Consider the following 19,095-nt stretch of genomic DNA (forward strand, 5'->3'; position numbering starts at 1 on the left):
ATGTGGTTAAAAAAAATCGGAGGATATATGCCTAAACAACAAGATAAACATTCCATTCAGGCGTGGTCTCTGATCAATCGCAAATATTTGGGAAAAGGCGTGCGTGTCAAACGTTTTCGTAAACCAACACGCTGTCAAGTGCGCAATCGCGTTTTGCTTGCCGTTTTGATGGCTAATGACATTAAACTGTCCCAACTTGCCGAGGAGCTTTCCATTTCCTCCCGTAGTGTCAGTGCGTGGGTATATGAAGGTCGCATTCCCGGCAACACTAATCTGGAAAAGACGTGTAATACACTTGGTTATCCGCACCATATTCTATTTAATGAAGAGGTTGTCCGGCGTTCACCACTCATCTGTCAACCATCGCCGTCCCGTTTTATGAAACGGACTGTGACTCGTTCTCCGGTTAAAAATCGGATCTTGGCGGGTCTGTGCATGGTACATGATATTTCGGTGACCGATGTGAGTCATTGGATTGGCGTTCACCCCGGTACATTTCGGAAATGGTTGCATCAGGGTACCGTTCCTTCGCAAACCTTCCAGGATCAGGCGGAACAGTTTTTCCGTATTCCAAAATCCATTTTGTTTGCTGATGCCATGCTGAAAAAGTAAAAATGTCCGTAAACCGAAACGATTGTAATTTTCATGAAAGTCTTTGAAAGGAACGCATTACCATCTTTCATCCACTGAGACTTTCACATCATGTAATTCACAGAATATAAAATGCAAAAAAAAGCACAGTCTGCCGATTCCTCGGTGTACTGTGCTTTTTAGATAACAGAGTTTTAAATACTTCTTGCTTATATTTTGTCAGTTTCTTAAAAATGAATGCTTGCCGTTTCAGTTGAACGTCTGGCTTCTTCCTTGATGGTCTTTAGCTTTTTCATCACCGGGTTGCCTCCACGTCCAAAGTAGTCGTGAAGACGGCTGTATTCCTCGTACAGCTTATCATACACGGCCGCGTTCTCAGGGATCGGCTTGAAGCTCTCGTCCCGTACACGAGCCATATGAAGCGCTGCTTCGACGATATCGTCGTACCCTCCAGCTTCAGCTCCCGCAGCCACTGCTGCGAACATGGCCGCACCCAATGCAGGAGTTTGGGTGGAAGCTGCCACCTTAATCTCACGTCCGGTTACATCTGCATAAATTTGCATTAAAAGACGATTTTTCTGCGGCAATCCACCGCACGCATACAATACGTCTACTGGCACGCCGTTATGATGGAACGCATCGACAATTTTACGTGTTCCGAACGCAGTTGCTTCCAGCAATGTACGATACACTTCCTCTGGCTTCGTCAGCAACGTATACCCGACAATCAGCCCCGTCAGGTTGGTGTCAACCAACACAGAACGGTTACCGTTCCACCAGTCCAGCGCCAGCAACCCGGTTTCACCCGGTTTATATTCAGCCGCTTTACGCTCCAGCCATACATGGACGTTCACACCTTCCGCAACTGCCTGCTCCTTCACTTCGCCAGGAACAGCATGATCCACAAACCATGCGAAAATGTCTCCTACCGCCGATTGTCCAGCCTCATACCCGTAATAGCCCGGAATAATTCCGTTCTCTACAACGCCACACATCCCCTCTACTTCTTTTTCTTCCTCACCGAGGAGCATATGGCAAATGGAAGTTCCCATCGCCATCACCAGCTTGCCTGGTGTGACGACGCCTACTGCCGGAACAGCCGCATGTGCATCCACATTGCCTACCGCTACTGCCGTTCCCGGATTCAGTCCGAGTTTTGCAGCCATATCCTCTGTTAATCCACCCGCACGGGCACCCAAATCATAAATCTCACCGCGCAGCTTTGTATCCGTCAAATTTTCTAAACGCGGATCGAGCGCTTTGAAAAATTCACGATCCGGATAACCCTCGCGATGATGGTAAATAGACTTGTAGCCAGCTGTACACTGATTCCGTTTCAGTTCCCCACTGAGCTGGGAAATTACCCAGTCGGTCGCTTCAACAAAGAGGTCTGTTTGATTATAAATGTCCGGTGCCTCGTTCAGAATTTGCCAAATTTTTGCGATCATCCATTCGGAAGAAATTTTCCCTCCATAGCAGGGCAGAAAGGCCTCTCCTCGCTGCGAGGCAATGGCATTTAAACGGTCGGCTTCATCCTGTGCTGCATGATGCTTCCACAGTTTCACCCAACTATGCGGGTTATCTTTTAGGTTCTCGTCAAAGCACAACGGTTGTCCTTGCGCGTCGATCGGCAGCATCGTGCATGCTGTAAAATCAATTCCGATCCCGATGATATCGTTTGGAGAAATGCCAGTCTCCTTCATAACGGCAGGTATAGAAATAGTCAGCACTTCAATATAATCAGCCGGATGTTCCAGCGCCCAATCCATTTCCAATTTGCGTCCGCTACCAGGCAGCACTTCATCCATAACTCCATGACGGTAAGGTGTTACATGTGTAGCAATTTCAGCTCCGTCAGACAGGTCAACAATAACCGCACGGCCGGACTCCGTTCCATAATCGACACCAATTGTATACTTGCTCATTTGTGTGCCTCCTCCTTTTTCGTTTGACCATAATAAGCATTCGCCCATGCTTGTGCAGAAAATGCTTACCCAGCAGCGTCAGATCCACTAAGGTGAATTCTAGATTCCGAACGAAAGACCAGATGATGTGTAGGCGTATCTGACGAAGGCCGAAGGTCAACCTCGACAATATCGCCTTGTAGAATCAGTACAACCAGTTGCTCCGCTTTCAGTTCTTCATAGGCCACGCCTTGGAAGAGCCAAATTGGCCTTCCATACTTCCTTTTTCAATTGTTCTAATATGTATAAGACACACCTTTTACTATCATTTCTGAAATCTGCAATGGAGGAGGTGAATGAAACTAACTTCAAATGGAAAATTGCAGGAAGGTCTTAACGGCCCTTTATTGATGGTTACGCTTTCATTATATTATTGTACGTACAACTTAGCTAGTCTTTTTATGTGTTTCTTCGATAGATTCATATACTCATTTTCAGAAAAAATATAACAAAAACAGCCTATTTCTGCAATCCAGAAAACAGACTGTTCGGTATGACGAGAAACATGCCAACAAATATTAAGCGTTAAAGCTGTATACTTACTAACTTGTCCTTACATGTTAAGAAATAAAACCGACCGATCTTCCAGCCTAGTGTTCTCCAGGCATGACCTGGACAGGCCCAGTAGATTCACGAACGATGAGCTCAGGAGGTAGAATTAACTGACGATCTTCTTCATGGTACCCCTTCTCTTCAATCATCGACAGCATGGTATCGGCAGCACGTAACCCCAATTCTTCCTTTGGATGCCGAATTGTCGTTAGCTTGATTTCCGTTGCTGTCGCCAAAAATGAATCATCAAACCCAACCAACGATAGATCATTGGGAATGTTCAGGCCCACCGAACGTACAATATCCAGGAGTCGAACAGCCAGCTCATCATTGTAGGTCACCCATCCAGTAGGACGCTCTCCCGTCTCCATCGCCAATAGCTCCGACGCACGTTGTAGCGGAATCTCATTTTTTTCTTCAGTCCGGTAAGTCGTTACTGCGTTCGGGTGTAATGTCACTCCATATTTGCGGTGAGCGGCCACAAATCCCTTCATACGAAGAATCCCCTGCATATCATCGGTTTTGAAAAATCCGACCAAACGTCGGTGCCCCAGCTTAATCAGATGCTCTGCCGCCAAAAAACCACCCTTTTCATCATCTACTCGCAGACATGGCGCATCCATTTCCTCATAACGCGCATTGATCATCAAATAAGGGATTTGGCGATTTTCCACGGTTAAATAATAGTTCAGATTGGGATTACGCTCTCCACTTTTGGTCGGTTCGATAATAATTCCGCTCAGCGGTTGACTCAACAGCATTTCCAGGCACTGACTTTCTTGCTCAGGGTCATTACCTGTGCTTGACAGCAGCATCTTATAGCCCTGACGACTCAATTTAGATTCAATTCCCTGTACAATGGATGGGAAAATATAATCCGATATATAGGTTGTAATGACTCCAATCGTCTTTGGATCTTCGGGCTGCTTGCTGTCCCGTGTCGCGACAAAAGTTCCCTTGCCCTGCATCCGAAACAGCCAGCCTTCCTGCACCAGCTCACCCAGCGCCTGACGCACCGTTTGCCGACTAACGGCAAATTGTTCAGACATTTCATGCTCAGATGGAAGCTGGCTTTGTGGTTCCAGTTTGGATGAATGAATCCAGGACAAAATTTCCTGTTTAACTTGTATATATTTGGGCGCCATAATTTCCTCCGTACTTGCAATATCGTGTACCTGTTCATATTCCACGATTATAGCATACCGTTCATTTGTACATACAAATGTTACAGGAACAGGATATCGGCGTATTGCTGCTGGAGGTGTAAACCCATTCACTTATCCCTTCCTTGCCACACATAACTGGCCGAATATCTAAGGACAATTTGTGTAGAGGTTGCACATTACGAACGAAGCAATTGATGTTCATTCATATACTTAAGTCCTGTATAGCGATCACGCAAGGTATGAGCCGTGCGCAATGCACGAGCGAGCTGTTCCTCCGTAACCCCGAGCTCGGCAATGGTAGATGGGCCTCCGACTTGAGCCAGCCATGCACGCATCTGCTCCGACGTAGGCAATTCCCGATACACCTTAAATGCCTCTACATCCTGACTGGCTGCTAAATCCCTGTACAGGTCAGACAGCAATGCGGATGCTACGCCCACTTTGGCACCATGCAAAACTTGCTTGCGTCCCTCTGCGATAAAATCCATTTCAATTCGGTGGGAAATATGGTGCTCTCCCCCTGACGCTGGACGAGAATGATCTATCATCAGCATCGAAATACCGGATGCAATCAGCGCATTCATCAATACCTCGACCCCAGCCTTGCTACCTGCCGCAATCTCATCGACATGTTCTACACAGGCACGCAAAGCCTCCTCGGTAATGCGATTAGCCACAGGTGAATATGGCTCGTTTCCCAAATCTCTGGATACATGCCAGTCCGCTAGTGAGGTGAACTTACCGAGCATATCGCCAAAACCAGCCGCAGTCATCGTTTGTGGCGCGTTTGCCAGGACAGACAAATCAGCAAAGATCGCCTCTGGCGGAACTGCTTGGAATGTCTGCTTGCTGCCGTCCACAATTAGTGGTGCGCCTGCGGAGGTAAAACCATCCACCGAAGCAGCCGTCGGTACTGACAAGAACGGACGATTCATTTTATAACATACGAAGCGAACCAGATCATGAATCGTGCCGGAGCCTACAGCAAGTACAGCCTGACTCTTATCCGCCACACCCAGCAGCACTTTCATAATGTAGGTTTCATCAGCAATCACATCCCCTACAGCATTCGGAGGTAAGCGGACGACATCAACTGTCAAACCTGCCTCACGAATCAGCTCAGCCACTTTTGTTCCAGCCGCCGCCGAAGTATGCTCATCTTCTACCAGAGTTACATGACGATAATCCTGTTGGTTCAGATATGGAACAACAGACTCCAGTGCTCCATCCCGTACCTCAATAAACAATTCAACCTTTCGGTGAGGATGATCAGCGTTACTAGCCTGCGCTTCTTCGTTCCACAGCTTGATCTGCTCATTCATATTCATTTCATCAGCCTCCTGAAAAAGGAATAATTTGCACAAGAATGATCCATAATGATTAATAGATTCCGTTTGAAAACGATTACTATTTAATTGTACGCACAAGTGTATGTCCAAGTCCAGCGAAAAAGTACAAGTTGCTTTTTAATTTATACATTCGAAAGGAACATGTTTATGAAATTTGGAACGGATATTGCCTGCGCACTTGGGTTACTGGCAGGTACAACGTTTGGCAGTGGTATTGCATTTTTGTTCGGCTGGCAAGCCTATCGAGCTCTGACTTCTGTTACAGTCTTTGGCGTTGTGGGGATTATCATTACCATTGCCGTTTTTCGCTTGCTGCACCGTAAATCGCTCCCCACGTCTAATTCTCGATAAATGCTGTTAGTGAAACGAGTGCAACTTGTTTTTTGCCAATATACATAAAAAACGGGTACTCTTAAGCAATTGCATCGCTTGAGAGTACCCGTTTTTGTTTTACAAATATCACTTATGAAAGTGTATCAACCTCTGGATTAACGTCTAATTCATAATCAATTTCATCAAACCCGAATCCAAATAATTGGAGGAAATCCAGACGGTATTGTTCGAGATCACCCAATTCAGATACATTTTCTGTAGTGATTTCGGACCAAGCCGCTTTGACAGCCTGCTGCACATCGTCTCTCATTTCCCAGTTATCCAGCCGAATGCGTCCTTCTTCATCCGTTTCCACAGTGGACCCACTGTATAGCGTCTCGAACAGACGTTGTGCCTGCTCAATACATCCCTCGTGCAGTCCCTTTTCCTTCATGACCTTAAACAGCAAAGAAATATACAAAGGTACGACTGGAATAGCCGAACTGGATTGTGTAACCAAAGCTTTATTCACAGAAACGTAAGCTTTTCCATGATAACGCTCCAATTGCCTTGTTAAAGTATGTGCTGTAGCTTCCAAATCATTTTTAGCTTGGCCAATGGTTCCTTTACGATAGATAGCCTCCGTAATTTCGGGACCAATATACGAGTAAGCCAGTGTGGTTACCCCTTCAGCCAGCAGATCAGCTTCTTCCAACGCTTTCAGCCACAAGGACCAATCTTCGCCACCCATTACCGTAATGGTGTTCTCAATTTCCTCCTGCGTAGCCGGTTCTAGCGTAATTTCTGATACGACACCTGTATTCGTATTCACTGTTTTATTAGAAAAAGACTGTCCGATAGGCTTGAGAACGGAATTAAAGGTCTCACCCGTTTCGGGATGTGTCCGTCGCGGTGAAGCGACACTATATACAATCAGGTCTACCTTGCCCAGCTTTTCCTTTACCAACTTCAACGTCTCCTGCTTAATTTCATGAGAAAAAGCATCTCCATTAATGCTTTCCGCTATGTAGCCAGCTGCTCTGGCCGCTCTTTCAAAGGCTACCGTATTATACCAGCCTGCTGAAGCCGTGCGCCCCTCTGATGCGGGACGTTCATAGGATACCCCTATGGTGTCCGCTCCCAGACCGAAGCTCGCAGCAATACGAGAAGCCAGCCCGTATCCAGTAGATGCTCCGATCACAAGTACCTTTTTAGCTCCTTGTATTGATGTGCTTTCTTTGATGTAGTTGATCTGACGGTTAACATGAGCCGCGCATCCTGCAGGATGTGCAGTCGTACATATGAAACCACGGATTTTCGGTTTAATAATCATTGCAAGGGTCCCCCTACTTTGGCATTCATTTAATATGGATGGAATGGTTGTCCAGTCATAACTATATAGCAAATCAGCTTGCGGCTCAACACATAACATAACACTTGAAGACAGCCGAAGAAAACTACCGTAAACATCATAGTCTGCAACGCTTTTTTACTCCACTATTCATTTTGAATCATTTTCTAATAACATTACATCTTCTCCTTGTTGTTGTCTTATTTGGATATTAGCCCTTCCCCAAGAACACATTAAGTCAATAATTTCATTTGCTGTAATTCCATATTCCGTTATATAATACTCCACTTTTGGAGGCATTTGATTATACACATGTCTACCTATGATACCATCCTTTTCAAGTTCGCGAAGTTGCTGTATAAGAACCTTTTGAGAAATGCCTGAAATACTACGCTGTAATTCACTTGTCCTTTTTCTACCAGACATTAATAAACATATGATTAATGATTTCCATTTACCTCCGATGATCTCAAGTGTTGCTTCTATGCCTAAATTATATTGTTTCATAGTACCACCTCTTCAACGCTAAAAATAACAAAGTTTATCTAATTAATTCTATAATCGCATATCTTCACTTTAAGTCCAATGCATACTTTCAAGTAACTATCTTACTTTATTGTGTGTATTTACTTTTTTTGAAGCATACAGAATAATAATAGAGCATCTACAAAGGCAAATATGTTACGTAAGAAAGGTGATTTATGATGAAAACTCTTGTGATTTTAGCTCATCCCAATATCGAAGATTCTAGAGTAAATAACAGATGGAAACGAGAATTACTTCAATATACCAATGAAATTACAATTCATGAGATCTATAAAGAGTATCCAAACTGGAGCATTGATGTTTTGAAAGAACAACAGCTACTTGAAGCATACGATAATGTCATATTTCAATTCCCTTTGTATTGGTATAGTTACCCTCCTTTATTAAAAAAGTGGTTCGATGATGTTTTTACCCATGGATGGGCTTATGGTTCAAAGGGTGATAAGTTAAAAGGAAAGAAGCTAGGGATAGCCATGTCCATTGGCGATAAAAAAGAAAATTACTTACCTACTGGTTCCGTTTCTTTTACTGTAGATGAAGTTATAGCACCTTTTAAGGCAAGCGCAGTGCATGTTGGCGCCATAACATTACCCTATTTCGCTGTCTTCGGAGCCTCGTTTCAAGCAAGTGACGAAGACATTGATCAGAGTGCAAAGGACTATATTAAATATATATTTCAGTATAAATAAAATAGTTATAATGGTACACGCATCTTAACCATATAAAAACAGGCTCTTGGTGGCATCCAGCCAATCCAAGAACCTGTAAATGTTAGGCTATGATGCGGTCGAGAGGACTCGAACCTCCACGGGGGGTTAGCCCACACGGACCTGAACCGTGCGCGTCTGCCAATTCCGCCACGACCGCATATTATGTATTCACACCGATGTTTTTCAATCACGGTAATCTAGATTATATCTTCCATAGAACATAAAATCAAGCTATTTTTATATTATATTTTCTATGAATCATTTCCGTAAATATAAGAAAATCACTGGATATCACAAACCAGATATGGTAAAATGGGTCCATCAGGAAAGGAGGTGCGTCAACATCAATAATCATATGTTGAGCGTATCCCTTACCCAGTCCGTTATTCTCTAATATTTACAGAGTTGACGGAGGCGCGGGATACGGATCAAAGCTTTAAATAAGCGCCACGGGTAGAAAGACCGTCCTCGGACGGTCTTTTTTATTTCAGCATCATCTATAAAGATTACATACTGCACTGTGAAAGAGGAGATACGATGTCGATTAGACCCGCAAATGTGGAAGAGCTCAACGAGTTGGCAGCCATCTGGCTAGATGCTTCCATAGAAGCCCATCATTTTATTGCTCCGCAGTATTGGGCATCACAAGTTACCGAGATGGAAAACAGGTACCTTCCTCTCGCTCAAAACTACGTTATCATACAAGATGATCATAGCATTGGCGGCTTCGTTTCCATGTTGGATGGATACTTAGCGGCTCTGTTTATACGTGTTGATTCTCAAAGAAAAGGCTATGGCAAGTTACTACTAGATTGGGTGAAGAAGCAACATAATGAGATTCAATTAAAGGTATACCAGTCGAACACGAAAGCATTTAACTTCTATACTAAAAATGGATTTACCATTCAAGCGGAATCTGTTGATGCCGAAACTGACGAGAAAGAATTTATACTGGTATGGACAAAACAATGAACGATATTGAAGCACCATTAGCTATACAATCTTCTTATTTAACCCATAGACCTCGGTATATAAAATCTCTTTAAATGGAGCAAAGTCTTGTTCAGCCAGCGCACCTGGATAGCTCATAATTTGAAGCCGCAGATCAGCCTGTCCTTCTCTTAAAGGAGGCTGTACATAGTCAAAATGGTTCAGATGAAATCCCAAACGTTCATAAAAACCAATTCTTCTCCGAGTCCATTCATCCACTGGTGGCTCAACCTCCAGTACTACCGGTTTACCGGACTGTGAAATAAACTTGCTCATAAGCTCTTTACCTAACCCGCCACCTCGTATAGCCGAATCTACGGCAATATGCTCTACAAACCGAAAATCTGTAAACTCCCATCCCGCCAAAAAAGCAATTGTTTGCCCTTGTTCGTCCTTTTGGGTAAGTAAACGATAACATGGATGATGAAGCAGAGCCCTCTGTGACTCGAATGTCCTGCATTCCGTTTCAGGAAAAGAAGCCTCCATAATCGCATATACTTGAGAGAATTCAAGTTCATTCATTTATACTTTCAACTCCTCTAACGTTAACTTGTTGGTCTACTAATGTCATTTACATTAGGGCCTAACCCTTTAGACCTTGTTTAATTCCATAAGCGTCAGCAATATGTGTTCCAGCAGCTCTGGAATGTCTTCCATCTGATCTTCGTTAATTTGTCTGGAAAATCGGAGTTCAATCCTATTTTGGTATGTAGATGTCTTCTCTCCGTAAATCTGACTAAGCGTTTGTACCGGTCGAAGATCGGGCTTCCAAATTTCGGTCAGTATATTTTCAATCTGGCTGCATTGTGACTCAATTCCACGAATTTCCATGTAAAAACTCAGCAACAAGACACATCCCGGAATTTGATCTTTGATTTCCAAAATTTCCGCAGCCAAGTTGTTTAAATCTGCCTTCAGTTGAATCTCTGCTGTCACACTCGGGTGTTCTCTCAGTCTGAATTGGACAGCAAATTCACGTGACATCACAGACATTTCCAATCTGTCGATTCGCTGCGTAATGTCAATACGTGAATCTAGATTATCCAGATCGTATACTGTATTTTCCATGGCCACTTTTAAATTATCAAAAACGGTCGGGTCGAACATTTTTTTCACCTCTACTTATCATCCATTCATTAAGTCCACATTTAAATATATTACCAATTTATTCATTATATCATACGTGTCTCGCTCTAAGAATTCAACGTATAAAAAGGAACCTCTAGTTTCTACTTCTGATGCATTGAAAAATACGCTCTGGCTACAAAATGTTCTATTATATTTATTTTTTTGATAAATATTCCTTTTTTATATTCCATTTATCTGGAAAATAATATACAATAGTTCAGAAAATATTACTTTACTAATATATTCATATAAATGAATATATTCAAAAAAAAGATCTGCTACAATTGGGCAATAAAATACGTTGCTTCTCATCTCAAATAAAGAGCCACGCCCCTGTCTCCAGGTGCGCGGCTCTTTTGTAGTTCAGATTATCCATTATCCATTCGTGACACTCAGTCCATCAAATTCTGTCTATTTTACGATAAACGCGAGCTAAATCCCGAGTAGGAGAACTTGTCGGATCACCTTGCCTTATCCACTTTTCTACCTATTGTTCCATTTCACTCATCAAGTCCATATTTAATAGTTCCCAATTAAATAGGTATATCTACTTCATGTGTCTAACCCATAAAAAAACTCCTTAGGCTTTACTTAGAAAGGACAAAAAATGAAAATTTGTAACAAAATGTTCTAATATATTTATTTTATTGATAAATACCCCTTTTTATTATTCCAATTTCCTGGTAATTGATATACAATTAATTCGGACAAATTACTAATATATTCATAAAAATGAATATAAATCCCAAAAAAAGAGAGGTAGATTATTCATGAAAAAAACGTTGTTAGCTTCATTGGGTCTTACACTTATGCTAAGTACTTCTGCCAGTGTCGCTTTAGCAGAAGAAAATCCCTTACAAGTAGCAAAAAATCCAATTACCACCTCCGAAGCTGAATATCATGAACAGGAACCAAATGATAGTTTTGAACAGGCTAACTACTATTTTATAGGTGATGCTGTTATCGGAAGACTTGGTACAGAGGGTGTGCCTGGAGTCTGGGAAAACTACGATGTATTCAGAATTAAGGCTTTTGAGTCTAACAATGTTCAATTTACAGTTCAGGGAGATAGATATTCTGATTCTTGGTTGGAACTAGAACTTTTCGATAGTAATGGTAAACATGTTAAACAATCAAGAGACAGTCAATATTTTTTAAATGTAAATCTTGAAAAAGGTAAGGAATACTTCCTAACTATCAGTGCATCAGGGCTTCAACCTGAAAAAGGACATATATTTGACTATAGAATCTATTCTGAAGCTGTAAGATAGATTAGGTAATTTTATGTAACTTCCCAAGTAGTGAAATCATTAATTAATGCCTGCTGTGGTGTCGGATAATACAAAAGGCATGTATAAAATTAACAAAACTCTAATTACACCAAAAGCCTCGCCCCCATCTCAAGGGGCGAGGCTTTTGTAGTTCAGTTTACCCCTGTGTAAGTCTTACGACAAACGCGAGCTAAAGTCCTCGTAGGAGAACTGACGGATTACCTTAATGCCTTCTTCGTCGTTGTAGCTGGCGATGGCTGGCAGGTTGACGCCGTTGAACATGTGGTTTTTGACCATCGTGTAATGGGCCATATCGCAGAACACAAGCTTGTCTCCCGGCTTCAATGGCTCTTTAAAGGAATAGTCACCAATCACATCTCCAGCCAAGCACGTAAGTCCCCCAAGTCTGTAGGTGTAAGCATACTCGCCAGGCTGGCCTGCATCAATGATGTTCGGGCGATATGGCATAGCCAGCACGTCAGGCATATGACATTCAGCCGAAGTATCCAGAATGGCAATATCCATTCCGTTTTTCATCGTATCTAGGACTGTAGCAACTAGATATCCAGTATTCAAAGCAATAGCTTCGCCTGGCTCCAGATAAACCTGCACACCATATTTATCCTGAAAATATTGAATACAGCGTACCAGCGTGTCCAGATCATAGTCTTCTCTGGTAATATGGTGACCGCCGCCGAAATTGAGCCATTTCATATTCTTAATGTATGGCCCGAATTTCTCATCCACGACTTTAATGGTGCGCTCTAGCGTATCTGAATTCTGTTCACACATCGTATGAAAATGAATACCGTCCACGCCATCCAGATCCTCAGGTCTAAAGTTAGCCAGAGTCACACCCATTCTGGAGTTGTTGTAGCAAGGATCATACAGCGGCGTTTCGATTTCCGAATATTCCGGATTAACCCGAATGCCGATGTCGATTTTTTTGGAAGTTACGCCTTGCACTCTGCTTTTGTAGCGTTTCAGTTGATCAAAGGAGTTGAAAACAATATGGTCAACATACTCCAATAGCTCATCAAATTCACTGTCAACATAAGCAGGTGCGTATACGTGAACCTCTTTGTCCATTTTTTCGCGACCAAGTCGTGCTTCGAACAACGAACTGGAGGTTACGCCTTTTAAGTATTTGCCAACCAGAGGAAAGGTCGAAAACATCGAAAACCCCTTAAGAGCGAGCAAAATACTGCAGCCTGTCCGCTCTTGAACAGAATTTAAAACCTCAAGGTTTTTGACAAGAAGTCTTTCGTCAACAAGATAACAAGGTGATGGAAGTCCTGTAATATCAATATTCATCGCAGACCTCAATCAAGCAACGTTGGCGTAAAGTTCTCTTGCCATGGCAATCCGTGTTTATTTAGTGCTTCCATAAATGGATCTGGATCAAATTCCTCAACGTTGTAAACGCCTGGTTTTTTCCAGATACCTTTGATGATAAGCATTGCGCCGATCATGGCAGGAACACCAGTTGTGTAAGAAATGGCTTGGGAGCCAACCTCTGCATAACATTCCTCATGATCACAAACATTGTATACATAATACGTTTTTGGTTTTCCATCTTTCACGCCTTGGATGATGCAACCAATGTTCGTTTTGCCTTTTGTTCTTGGTCCCAGAGAAGCCGGGTCTGGCAAAATAGCTTTCAGGAATTGCAGTGGAATGATTTGTTGTCCTTCGTAATCAATAGGCTCGATAGAAGTCATGCCTACGTTTTGAAGTACATTCAAATGATTCAGATAATTGTCCGAGAACGTCATCCAGAAGCGGATTTTTTTCACGCCTTTAATATTCACTGCAAGAGATTCCAGTTCTTCATGGTACAAAAGATATATATTTTTCGGTCCAATTTCAGGAAGGTCGTATACCTTTTTCTCAGAAAGTGGCTCAGTTTCAATCCATTCTCCGTTTTCAAAGTAACGGCCCTTCGCCGTAATTTCACGAATATTGATTTCCGGATTAAAGTTAGTTGCAAAAGGATATCCGTGGTCCCCTGCATTCGCATCCACAATATCAATCGTATGAATTTCATCAAAGTAGTGCTTTTGAGCATAAGCCGTAAATACTCCAGTTACGCCTGGATCAAAACCGCTGCCCAGCAGAGCTGTAATTCCTGCTTTTTCGAATCTTTCTTTGTAGGCCCATTGCCAGCTGTATTCAAACTTCGGCGTATCCGGCGGTTCATAGTTCGCCGTATCAACGTAATGAACACCTGTCTCAAGGCAAGCATCCATTATCGTCAAATCCTGATAAGGGAGAGCCACATTGATAACTACATCCGGTTGAAAGCTTCGAATCAAGTCAATGACCATGTCGGTGTTGTCAGCATCAAGCTGAGCCGTTTGGATCTTCGTACGACCTCCACCCAGCTTCTCTTTAAGCGCATCGCATTTCTCAACAGTTCTGCTTGCGATACAAATTTCTTCAAATACATCTGGGTTTTGGCAACATTTATGCACCACAACGCTGGCCACGCCACCGGCGCCAATAATCAATGCTTTTCCCAAAATAAATAACCTCCTTATTCCATACGCTAATCGCTAATCATTCTTGCAAACAAAATGATTATAAAGACATCCCACCAAATAATCAAGAAAAACGACAATTTGCTGTATCAAAATTCACAGGAACATGTCACAAAAACTTTACAAACCCCAAAATTAGGCATAAAAACTCCGTAAAGTGTGCAGAAAACAAACATTACCCCATACACTCCAGGGAAGTCAGCACGTATTTAACGGAAGTTTTTTTGAATCTAATGCTCATAGTCCTAAAGAGTTAATACTATCTTATTTCTAAACAAAAGACCACCCCTCCGCATCCTATGAAGAAGATTCATGGGGTGGTAAAATAATGGGCTGATAGCGTAATGCCTCATCTACGATCTCTGCTGCACTCAAGTCACGGTCATCCCAGTAGATCAAATTACTGATCCCCGGATGGGGCGTATTTTGCTTCACTATGGTCAGCATGCTGTCGATTTCCTCTTCTGTTCCCGCACCTCTGATGATTTTTTCCACTAACTCTATAAGCTCACTTCGGTCTAAATTTTGGAGTTCCTTTCTATCTCTATCCAGACTCATATAATTGCCCTCCTTTGTATTGAGTATGATCGGCATTGTGTGGGCCCATCCCTTCTTCTGTAAGCGCTATATGACCTATTATGGAGATTTAAGAAGTGTTTATGATAAATAAAGCCGCCCCCAGTATGGGAACGGCTCTATACAGTAATAAAGCTTGTTAAACCATGATTTTGCAAATATCGTTCGTGAATTCAACCGGATCTTGCAGTGGCAAGCCTTCGATCAGCAAAGCCTGATTATACAGTAATGCCGTATAGAGGTTTACCTTCTCCTTATCCTTGTCAAAAGCTTCTTTCAAAGAGTTGAACACCGCATGGTTTACGTTGATTTCCAGCACTTTATTCGCTTTGACATCGGCGTTATTAGGCATGGCGTTCAAGATTTTTTCCATCTCAATCGTCACTTCGCCGTCTGCGGACAGACATACCGGATGTGTCTTCAAGCGCTTGGAGGCTTTAACACTGGATACCTTGCCTTCCAGCAAGCCCTTCATGTACTCGAACAGCTCTTTGTTGTCGTTTTGTTCTGCTTCTGTTTCTTTCTCGTTTTCGTCAGGCTCAATGCCCAGATCGCCGCTCGATACAGATTTGAATTCTTTCTCTTTGTAGCTTAAGAGCATTTTAATAGCGAACTCATCAATATCATCGGTGAAATACAGAATTTCGTAGCCTTTGTCAGCCACCATTTCGGTTTGCGGCAGTTTTTCAATACGCTCATTGGACTCCCCGGAAGCATAATAAATATACTTCTGATCCTCTGGCATACGCGATACGTATTCGTCCAAAGTAACCTGCTTTTTCTCTGTAGAAGAGTAGAACATGAGCAGATCCTGGAGAGTTTCTTTATGTCTGCCGTAATCGTTGTAGACACCAAATTTTAATTGTCTGCCAAATGATTTGTAGAATTGATCATATTTCTCCCGGTCATTTTTGAGCAAGGTCAGCAATTGGCCTTTGATTTTGCTTTCGATATTTTTAGCAATCAGCTTCAGCTGACGGTCATGCTGCAGCATTTCTCTGGAAATGTTGAGCGACAGGCTTTCGGAGTCGACCATACCTTTGACAAAGCTAAAATAATCCGGCAGCAGATCAGGAGATTTTTCCATAATCAGCACACCGTTGGCATACAACTCCAGCCCTTTTTCATATTCCTTGGAGTAGAAATCAAACGGAATATTTTCAGGAATAAACAGAATAGCTTGGTACACTACCGCGCCATCCGCACTGACGTGGATATGCTGGAGCGGCTTGTCGTAGCCATAGCGTTTTTCCGCGTAGAAATTTTGATAATCCTCGTCGGTCAGCTCGCTTTTGTTTTTTCTCCAGATAGGAACCATGCTGTTAATACGCTGTTCTTCTTCGTAATCCTCGAACTCGTTGTCGCTTCCCTCTTTCAGACGCTTGCCTGTAATATCCATTTTAATCGGATAGCGGATAAAGTCGGAGTATTTTTTAATCAGTGCTTTTAAACGGTACTCGTCCAAATATTCGTCGTAGGACTCATCTTCGGTGTTTGCCTTGATTTTCAGAACTATCTCGGTTCCGACCTCGTCCTTCTCAGCTGCCTCAATGGTATACCCGTCTGCACCTGTGGATTCCCATTTATATGCAGTATCGCTTCCCAAAGCCTTGGTAGTCACTGTAACCACATCGGCTACCATGAAAGCTGAATAGAAGCCAACGCCGAATTGACCGATGATGTCATGACCATCCTTGGATTCATTTTCATTTTTGAATGCCAATGAACCGCTTTTAGCAATAACACCCAGGTTATTTTCTAGTTCTTCCTTGGTCATACCAATCCCGGTATCACGCAGGGTTAGCGTTCTGTTATCCTTATCGGCAGTTACTTTGATATAATAATTTTCTTTGTCAAAGACCAGTTGATCATCCGTCAATGCTTTGTAATAAATTTTGTCAATCGCATCACTTGCATTGGAGATCAGCTCTCTTAGGAAAATTTCCTTTTGCGTGTAAATCGAGTTAATCATCATTTCGAGCAGACGCTTGGACTCAGCCTGAAACTGTTTTTTCTCCATTCGGATATCTCCTTTCAAATATGAACCTATGTAAGGCCAGCGGATATGAGCTATGCAAACGATTCAACTTTGTTAGCACTCCCATCATTCGAGTGCTAGCCTACCTTTTTTATATCATTCCTCTTTTTTTATGTCAATATCTCGGTCGACTAAACATTAAAATTACATTTCAGGAAATCGCTAGTGTCTAATGTGCTTAAACATCACGTTAAACATTTCGACAGAAGATGGAAACAGTCCCTGTACATGGGGAAGCAGATTACTCCTGATCCGAAGCTCATCCTCATTCAAATGCTGTAGGTCCTCATGAAAGAACCAAACAATAGGATAATCGCCGTCCTTATGTCTGCTGCCTGCATTTAAACAAACGGGACCCTGGTCGTCCTCTGCTATTGCAAAAGGAATGTAGCCTGCTGACAGAAGAGGTGACCATTGATCAAGCAAATCATAAAATGCCTTTAAGCCTTGACCTACAGGCAGACGTGGGAACTCAACAAACGTACAATCGCTCCAGTATACTCCCGGGATGGACTCATTATCGAATTGTAAAGATACATAATGGTAGGACATGATAAAACTCCTCAACAGGGGCGGCAGCTCAAAATGGTATTTTCCCTCCATCTCCCGAACTTCCTGTTCAGTAATCTGTGAAAGGAGAGGCTTCCACTTGATCCATCCCTCCTCGTCAACATTCCCATCACGCATTTCCATCGGTACATTTTCTTCCACATCCATAAAAAAGGCTTCATCCATCTGAGCAAATAGTTCCTTCATGGATGTACGAATATCCGCTTTCTTGTCCATGTCCTCACACCTCTTTCCTCTCTATTCACATTTTGCATCATGGGTTAATGCCAAATGCCCTCTATCTGAAAATAGCATTGTAATCATGTGCTGCTACACTTTTTAAGTTCAGCTTATCAGAACTTGCTTTTATCACCATTTGCGGAATATTAGTATTACCAGCGCAAGGGCTCATAGTTCCGCCAGATCACCCAACGCGCTGTCTCGTGAATTGGCGCGGTGCCAATGCTATATTCGTCCTTCGTGCCGCTCTGCAAATCAATCAAATGAAGCATACCGCCATACGTTCCAACCGCCAACATACTTTCATCAGGTGTAACTGCCAGCCCGGATATCGTACTGCCGACAAAATAGCGCCAAAGTTCACGGCCCTCCCTGTCAATCAGACGGAGATAACCGTAGGCATCACCCAAAATAGATCCTTGTGTCAGCGCTGTTGCAGCGTATACTCGCATTTCTTCATTCATCATCGGCCATTCTTCCTTATTCTGAGCAAGACCCTGCTCCACCTCAGCAATCGACACTTGAATGGTGGCACCGTTGTAGAAATGACAGGCATTGTACCAGACGTCCAGATCATCTTTGGCAAATAGAGCATAATGCGGATAACTAGAACTTGGCTCCAATGTATGCACCGTCTTATCAGACAGATCCATAAGCATATGCTCACTCATCTGGCTACCGTAAGCAATCCAACGTCCATCCCTCGACACAGCTCCATGGGCCATATCCACAATCGTGTCTTCCAACTCTAGTTTTCTTCGTTCAGACGCCTTGGGATGGATCAAATCCACCTGATCACCAGCCAGCAAATAAACGCCGTAACCGCAAACCAGCAGAAGTCGCTGTCCATCGCCAAACGGAATCACTTCATCTAATATATCTTCAGGATGCTCCTCATCTCCCAAGCACTCCAGATCAGGAATGGATGCTTTTAAGCGGCCAAGACGCGGCTGGAATCTCTCGACGTAACTGCTCCATTTCACCAGCCTGATTCGCCTCTTGAATCATACGAAAAATATCTTTGGCCATCTTGGGGCGTTCGTCCTGATTTGGCTCTGATTGCTCCTGCTGCCATTCACTTTCCATGCCGACTCTGACAAATTCATCCACATCTGCGGCATACCTTTTTCCTTCCTGTCGCCACTTTGCTGCCATTTCATGATTCAACCAACTCATTTACTTCCCCCATCCAGTGTATGTATGCCCCGTTTGTTCTACAGGC

General features: G+C 42.9%; 17 protein-coding genes, 1 tRNA gene and 2 pseudogenes. 5 read left to right on the forward strand and 15 right to left on the reverse strand.

Features of this window, described 5'->3' with window-relative positions; all coding sequences use genetic code 11:
• Window positions 1-27: 27 nt before the first annotated feature.
• Complete coding sequence (locus NLX73_RS09070) at window positions 28-612, forward strand: helix-turn-helix domain-containing protein (protein WP_013370447.1); 585 nt, start codon at window positions 28-30, stop codon at window positions 610-612.
• A 206-nt stretch (window positions 613-818) separates the two neighbouring features.
• Here NLX73_RS09070 and NLX73_RS09075 read toward each other — a convergent pair whose 3' ends face one another.
• From NLX73_RS09075 to NLX73_RS09090, 4 genes and pseudogenes are all read right to left on the reverse strand, one after another.
• A complete protein-coding gene (locus NLX73_RS09075; protein ID WP_254325937.1) occupies window positions 819-2,516 on the reverse strand; it encodes a ribulokinase in 1,698 nt (565 codons plus the stop codon).
• Window positions 2,517-2,626: 110 nt separating this feature from the next.
• Window positions 2,627-2,798: pseudogene (locus tag NLX73_RS09080) on the reverse strand (class II aldolase/adducin family protein); the annotation flags it as partial.
• A 347-nt stretch (window positions 2,799-3,145) separates the two neighbouring features.
• Window positions 3,146-4,252, reverse strand: coding sequence for a GntR family transcriptional regulator (locus NLX73_RS09085; protein ID WP_254326052.1), 1,107 nt, complete (start codon window positions 4,250-4,252; stop codon window positions 3,146-3,148).
• 197 nt (window positions 4,253-4,449) lie between these two features.
• Window positions 4,450-5,601 carry a sn-glycerol-1-phosphate dehydrogenase gene (locus NLX73_RS09090; RefSeq protein WP_254325939.1) on the reverse strand — a complete coding sequence of 384 codons (1,152 nt, stop codon included), beginning with the start codon at window positions 5,599-5,601 and terminating at the stop codon, window positions 4,450-4,452.
• A 168-nt stretch (window positions 5,602-5,769) separates the two neighbouring features.
• On the opposite strand from NLX73_RS09090, the gene NLX73_RS09095 reads away from it, so the two are divergent.
• Complete coding sequence (locus NLX73_RS09095) at window positions 5,770-5,973, forward strand: hypothetical protein (RefSeq protein WP_254325940.1); 204 nt, start codon at window positions 5,770-5,772, stop codon at window positions 5,971-5,973.
• 112 nt (window positions 5,974-6,085) lie between these two features.
• Here NLX73_RS09095 and fabV read toward each other — a convergent pair whose 3' ends face one another.
• Together fabV and NLX73_RS09105 are read right to left on the reverse strand one after the other, a co-directional pair.
• Window positions 6,086-7,267 carry an enoyl-ACP reductase FabV gene (gene fabV, locus NLX73_RS09100; protein WP_254325941.1) on the reverse strand — a complete coding sequence of 394 codons (1,182 nt, stop codon included), beginning with the start codon at window positions 7,265-7,267 and terminating at the stop codon, window positions 6,086-6,088.
• A gap of 168 nt (window positions 7,268-7,435) precedes the next feature.
• The gene (locus NLX73_RS09105) at window positions 7,436-7,792 is read right to left on the reverse strand and encodes a winged helix-turn-helix transcriptional regulator (RefSeq protein ID WP_069079881.1); all 357 of its coding nucleotides are present in this window, start codon (window positions 7,790-7,792) and stop codon (window positions 7,436-7,438) included.
• 197 nt (window positions 7,793-7,989) lie between these two features.
• Here NLX73_RS09105 and NLX73_RS09110 point away from each other — a divergent pair, with 197 nt between their 5' ends.
• The gene (locus NLX73_RS09110; RefSeq protein ID WP_165176719.1) at window positions 7,990-8,520 is read left to right on the forward strand and encodes an NAD(P)H-dependent oxidoreductase; all 531 of its coding nucleotides are present in this window, start codon (window positions 7,990-7,992) and stop codon (window positions 8,518-8,520) included.
• A gap of 93 nt (window positions 8,521-8,613) precedes the next feature.
• On the opposite strand, the gene NLX73_RS09115 is transcribed toward NLX73_RS09110, so the two are convergent.
• Window positions 8,614-8,698 (reverse strand) — tRNA-Leu (locus NLX73_RS09115).
• 380 nt (window positions 8,699-9,078) lie between these two features.
• Here NLX73_RS09115 and NLX73_RS09120 point away from each other — a divergent pair.
• On the forward strand, window positions 9,079-9,513 hold the full coding sequence (locus tag NLX73_RS09120) for an N-acetyltransferase (protein WP_254325942.1): 435 nt from the start codon (window positions 9,079-9,081) through the stop codon (window positions 9,511-9,513).
• 21 nt (window positions 9,514-9,534) lie between these two features.
• Here NLX73_RS09120 and NLX73_RS09125 read toward each other — a convergent pair whose 3' ends face one another.
• Both NLX73_RS09125 and NLX73_RS09130 read right to left on the reverse strand, forming a co-directional pair.
• Window positions 9,535-10,053 carry a GNAT family N-acetyltransferase gene (locus tag NLX73_RS09125; protein WP_254325943.1) on the reverse strand — a complete coding sequence of 173 codons (519 nt, stop codon included), beginning with the start codon at window positions 10,051-10,053 and terminating at the stop codon, window positions 9,535-9,537.
• 69 nt (window positions 10,054-10,122) lie between these two features.
• Window positions 10,123-10,638, reverse strand: a complete 516-nt coding sequence (locus tag NLX73_RS09130) for a hypothetical protein (RefSeq protein WP_254326053.1) — start codon at window positions 10,636-10,638, stop codon at window positions 10,123-10,125.
• Window positions 10,639-11,429: 791 nt separating this feature from the next.
• On the opposite strand from NLX73_RS09130, the gene NLX73_RS09135 reads away from it, so the two are divergent.
• On the forward strand, window positions 11,430-11,930 hold the full coding sequence (locus tag NLX73_RS09135; protein WP_254325944.1) for a hypothetical protein: 501 nt from the start codon (window positions 11,430-11,432) through the stop codon (window positions 11,928-11,930).
• A 174-nt stretch (window positions 11,931-12,104) separates the two neighbouring features.
• On the opposite strand, the gene nspC is transcribed toward NLX73_RS09135, so the two are convergent.
• The 6 genes and pseudogenes from nspC to NLX73_RS09165 all read right to left on the reverse strand — a co-directional run bounded on the left by nspC (window position 12,105) and on the right by NLX73_RS09165 (window position 19,049).
• Window positions 12,105-13,244 carry a carboxynorspermidine decarboxylase gene (gene nspC / locus NLX73_RS09140; RefSeq protein ID WP_023987969.1) on the reverse strand — a complete coding sequence of 380 codons (1,140 nt, stop codon included), beginning with the start codon at window positions 13,242-13,244 and terminating at the stop codon, window positions 12,105-12,107.
• An 8-nt stretch (window positions 13,245-13,252) separates the two neighbouring features.
• Complete coding sequence (locus NLX73_RS09145; protein WP_013309649.1) at window positions 13,253-14,452, reverse strand: saccharopine dehydrogenase family protein; 1,200 nt, start codon at window positions 14,450-14,452, stop codon at window positions 13,253-13,255.
• 315 nt (window positions 14,453-14,767) lie between these two features.
• On the reverse strand, window positions 14,768-15,028 hold the full coding sequence (locus NLX73_RS09150) for a bacteriocin immunity protein (protein ID WP_254325945.1): 261 nt from the start codon (window positions 15,026-15,028) through the stop codon (window positions 14,768-14,770).
• Window positions 15,029-15,185: 157 nt separating this feature from the next.
• A complete protein-coding gene (htpG, locus tag NLX73_RS09155) occupies window positions 15,186-17,066 on the reverse strand; it encodes a molecular chaperone HtpG (RefSeq protein ID WP_165175916.1) in 1,881 nt (626 codons plus the stop codon).
• A gap of 180 nt (window positions 17,067-17,246) precedes the next feature.
• Window positions 17,247-17,870 (reverse strand): SMI1/KNR4 family protein, encoded by a 624-nt coding sequence (locus tag NLX73_RS09160; RefSeq protein ID WP_254325946.1) that lies wholly within the window; start codon window positions 17,868-17,870, stop codon window positions 17,247-17,249.
• Between the two features lie 155 nt (window positions 17,871-18,025).
• Window positions 18,026-19,049: pseudogene (locus NLX73_RS09165) on the reverse strand (hypothetical protein).
• Window positions 19,050-19,095 lie beyond the last annotated feature (46 nt).

The organism is Paenibacillus sp. CH40, assembly GCF_024213605.1.
GTDB classification, from domain to species: Bacteria; Bacillota; Bacilli; order Paenibacillales; family Paenibacillaceae; genus Paenibacillus; species Paenibacillus polymyxa_B.

Bases quoted from the DNA above. Each gene is read 5' to 3' on its own strand.
- NLX73_RS09070 (WP_013370447.1), top strand. From the start codon at position 28: ATGCCTAAACAACAAGATAAACATTCCATTCAGGCGTGGTCTCTGATC.
- htpG (WP_165175916.1), bottom strand. From the start codon at position 17,066: ATGGAGAAAAAACAGTTTCAGGCTGAGTCCAAGCGTCTGCTCGAAATG.
- NLX73_RS09110 (WP_165176719.1), top strand. From the start codon at position 7,990: ATGAAAACTCTTGTGATTTTAGCTCATCCCAATATCGAAGATTCTAGA.
- NLX73_RS09160 (WP_254325946.1), bottom strand. From the start codon at position 17,870: ATGGACAAGAAAGCGGATATTCGTACATCCATGAAGGAACTATTTGCT.
- NLX73_RS09090 (WP_254325939.1), bottom strand. From the start codon at position 5,601: ATGAATATGAATGAGCAGATCAAGCTGTGGAACGAAGAAGCGCAGGCT.
- NLX73_RS09105 (WP_069079881.1), bottom strand. From the start codon at position 7,792: ATGAAACAATATAATTTAGGCATAGAAGCAACACTTGAGATCATCGGA.
- fabV (WP_254325941.1), bottom strand. From the start codon at position 7,267: ATGATTATTAAACCGAAAATCCGTGGTTTCATATGTACGACTGCACAT.
- NLX73_RS09120 (WP_254325942.1), top strand. From the start codon at position 9,079: ATGTCGATTAGACCCGCAAATGTGGAAGAGCTCAACGAGTTGGCAGCC.
- NLX73_RS09135 (WP_254325944.1), top strand. From the start codon at position 11,430: ATGAAAAAAACGTTGTTAGCTTCATTGGGTCTTACACTTATGCTAAGT.
- NLX73_RS09150 (WP_254325945.1), bottom strand. From the start codon at position 15,028: ATGAGTCTGGATAGAGATAGAAAGGAACTCCAAAATTTAGACCGAAGT.
- nspC (WP_023987969.1), bottom strand. From the start codon at position 13,244: ATGAATATTGATATTACAGGACTTCCATCACCTTGTTATCTTGTTGAC.
- NLX73_RS09130 (WP_254326053.1), bottom strand. From the start codon at position 10,638: ATGTTCGACCCGACCGTTTTTGATAATTTAAAAGTGGCCATGGAAAAT.
- NLX73_RS09075 (WP_254325937.1), bottom strand. From the start codon at position 2,516: ATGAGCAAGTATACAATTGGTGTCGATTATGGAACGGAGTCCGGCCGT.
- NLX73_RS09095 (WP_254325940.1), top strand. From the start codon at position 5,770: ATGAAATTTGGAACGGATATTGCCTGCGCACTTGGGTTACTGGCAGGT.
- NLX73_RS09085 (WP_254326052.1), bottom strand. From the start codon at position 4,252: ATGGCGCCCAAATATATACAAGTTAAACAGGAAATTTTGTCCTGGATT.
- NLX73_RS09125 (WP_254325943.1), bottom strand. From the start codon at position 10,053: ATGAATGAACTTGAATTCTCTCAAGTATATGCGATTATGGAGGCTTCT.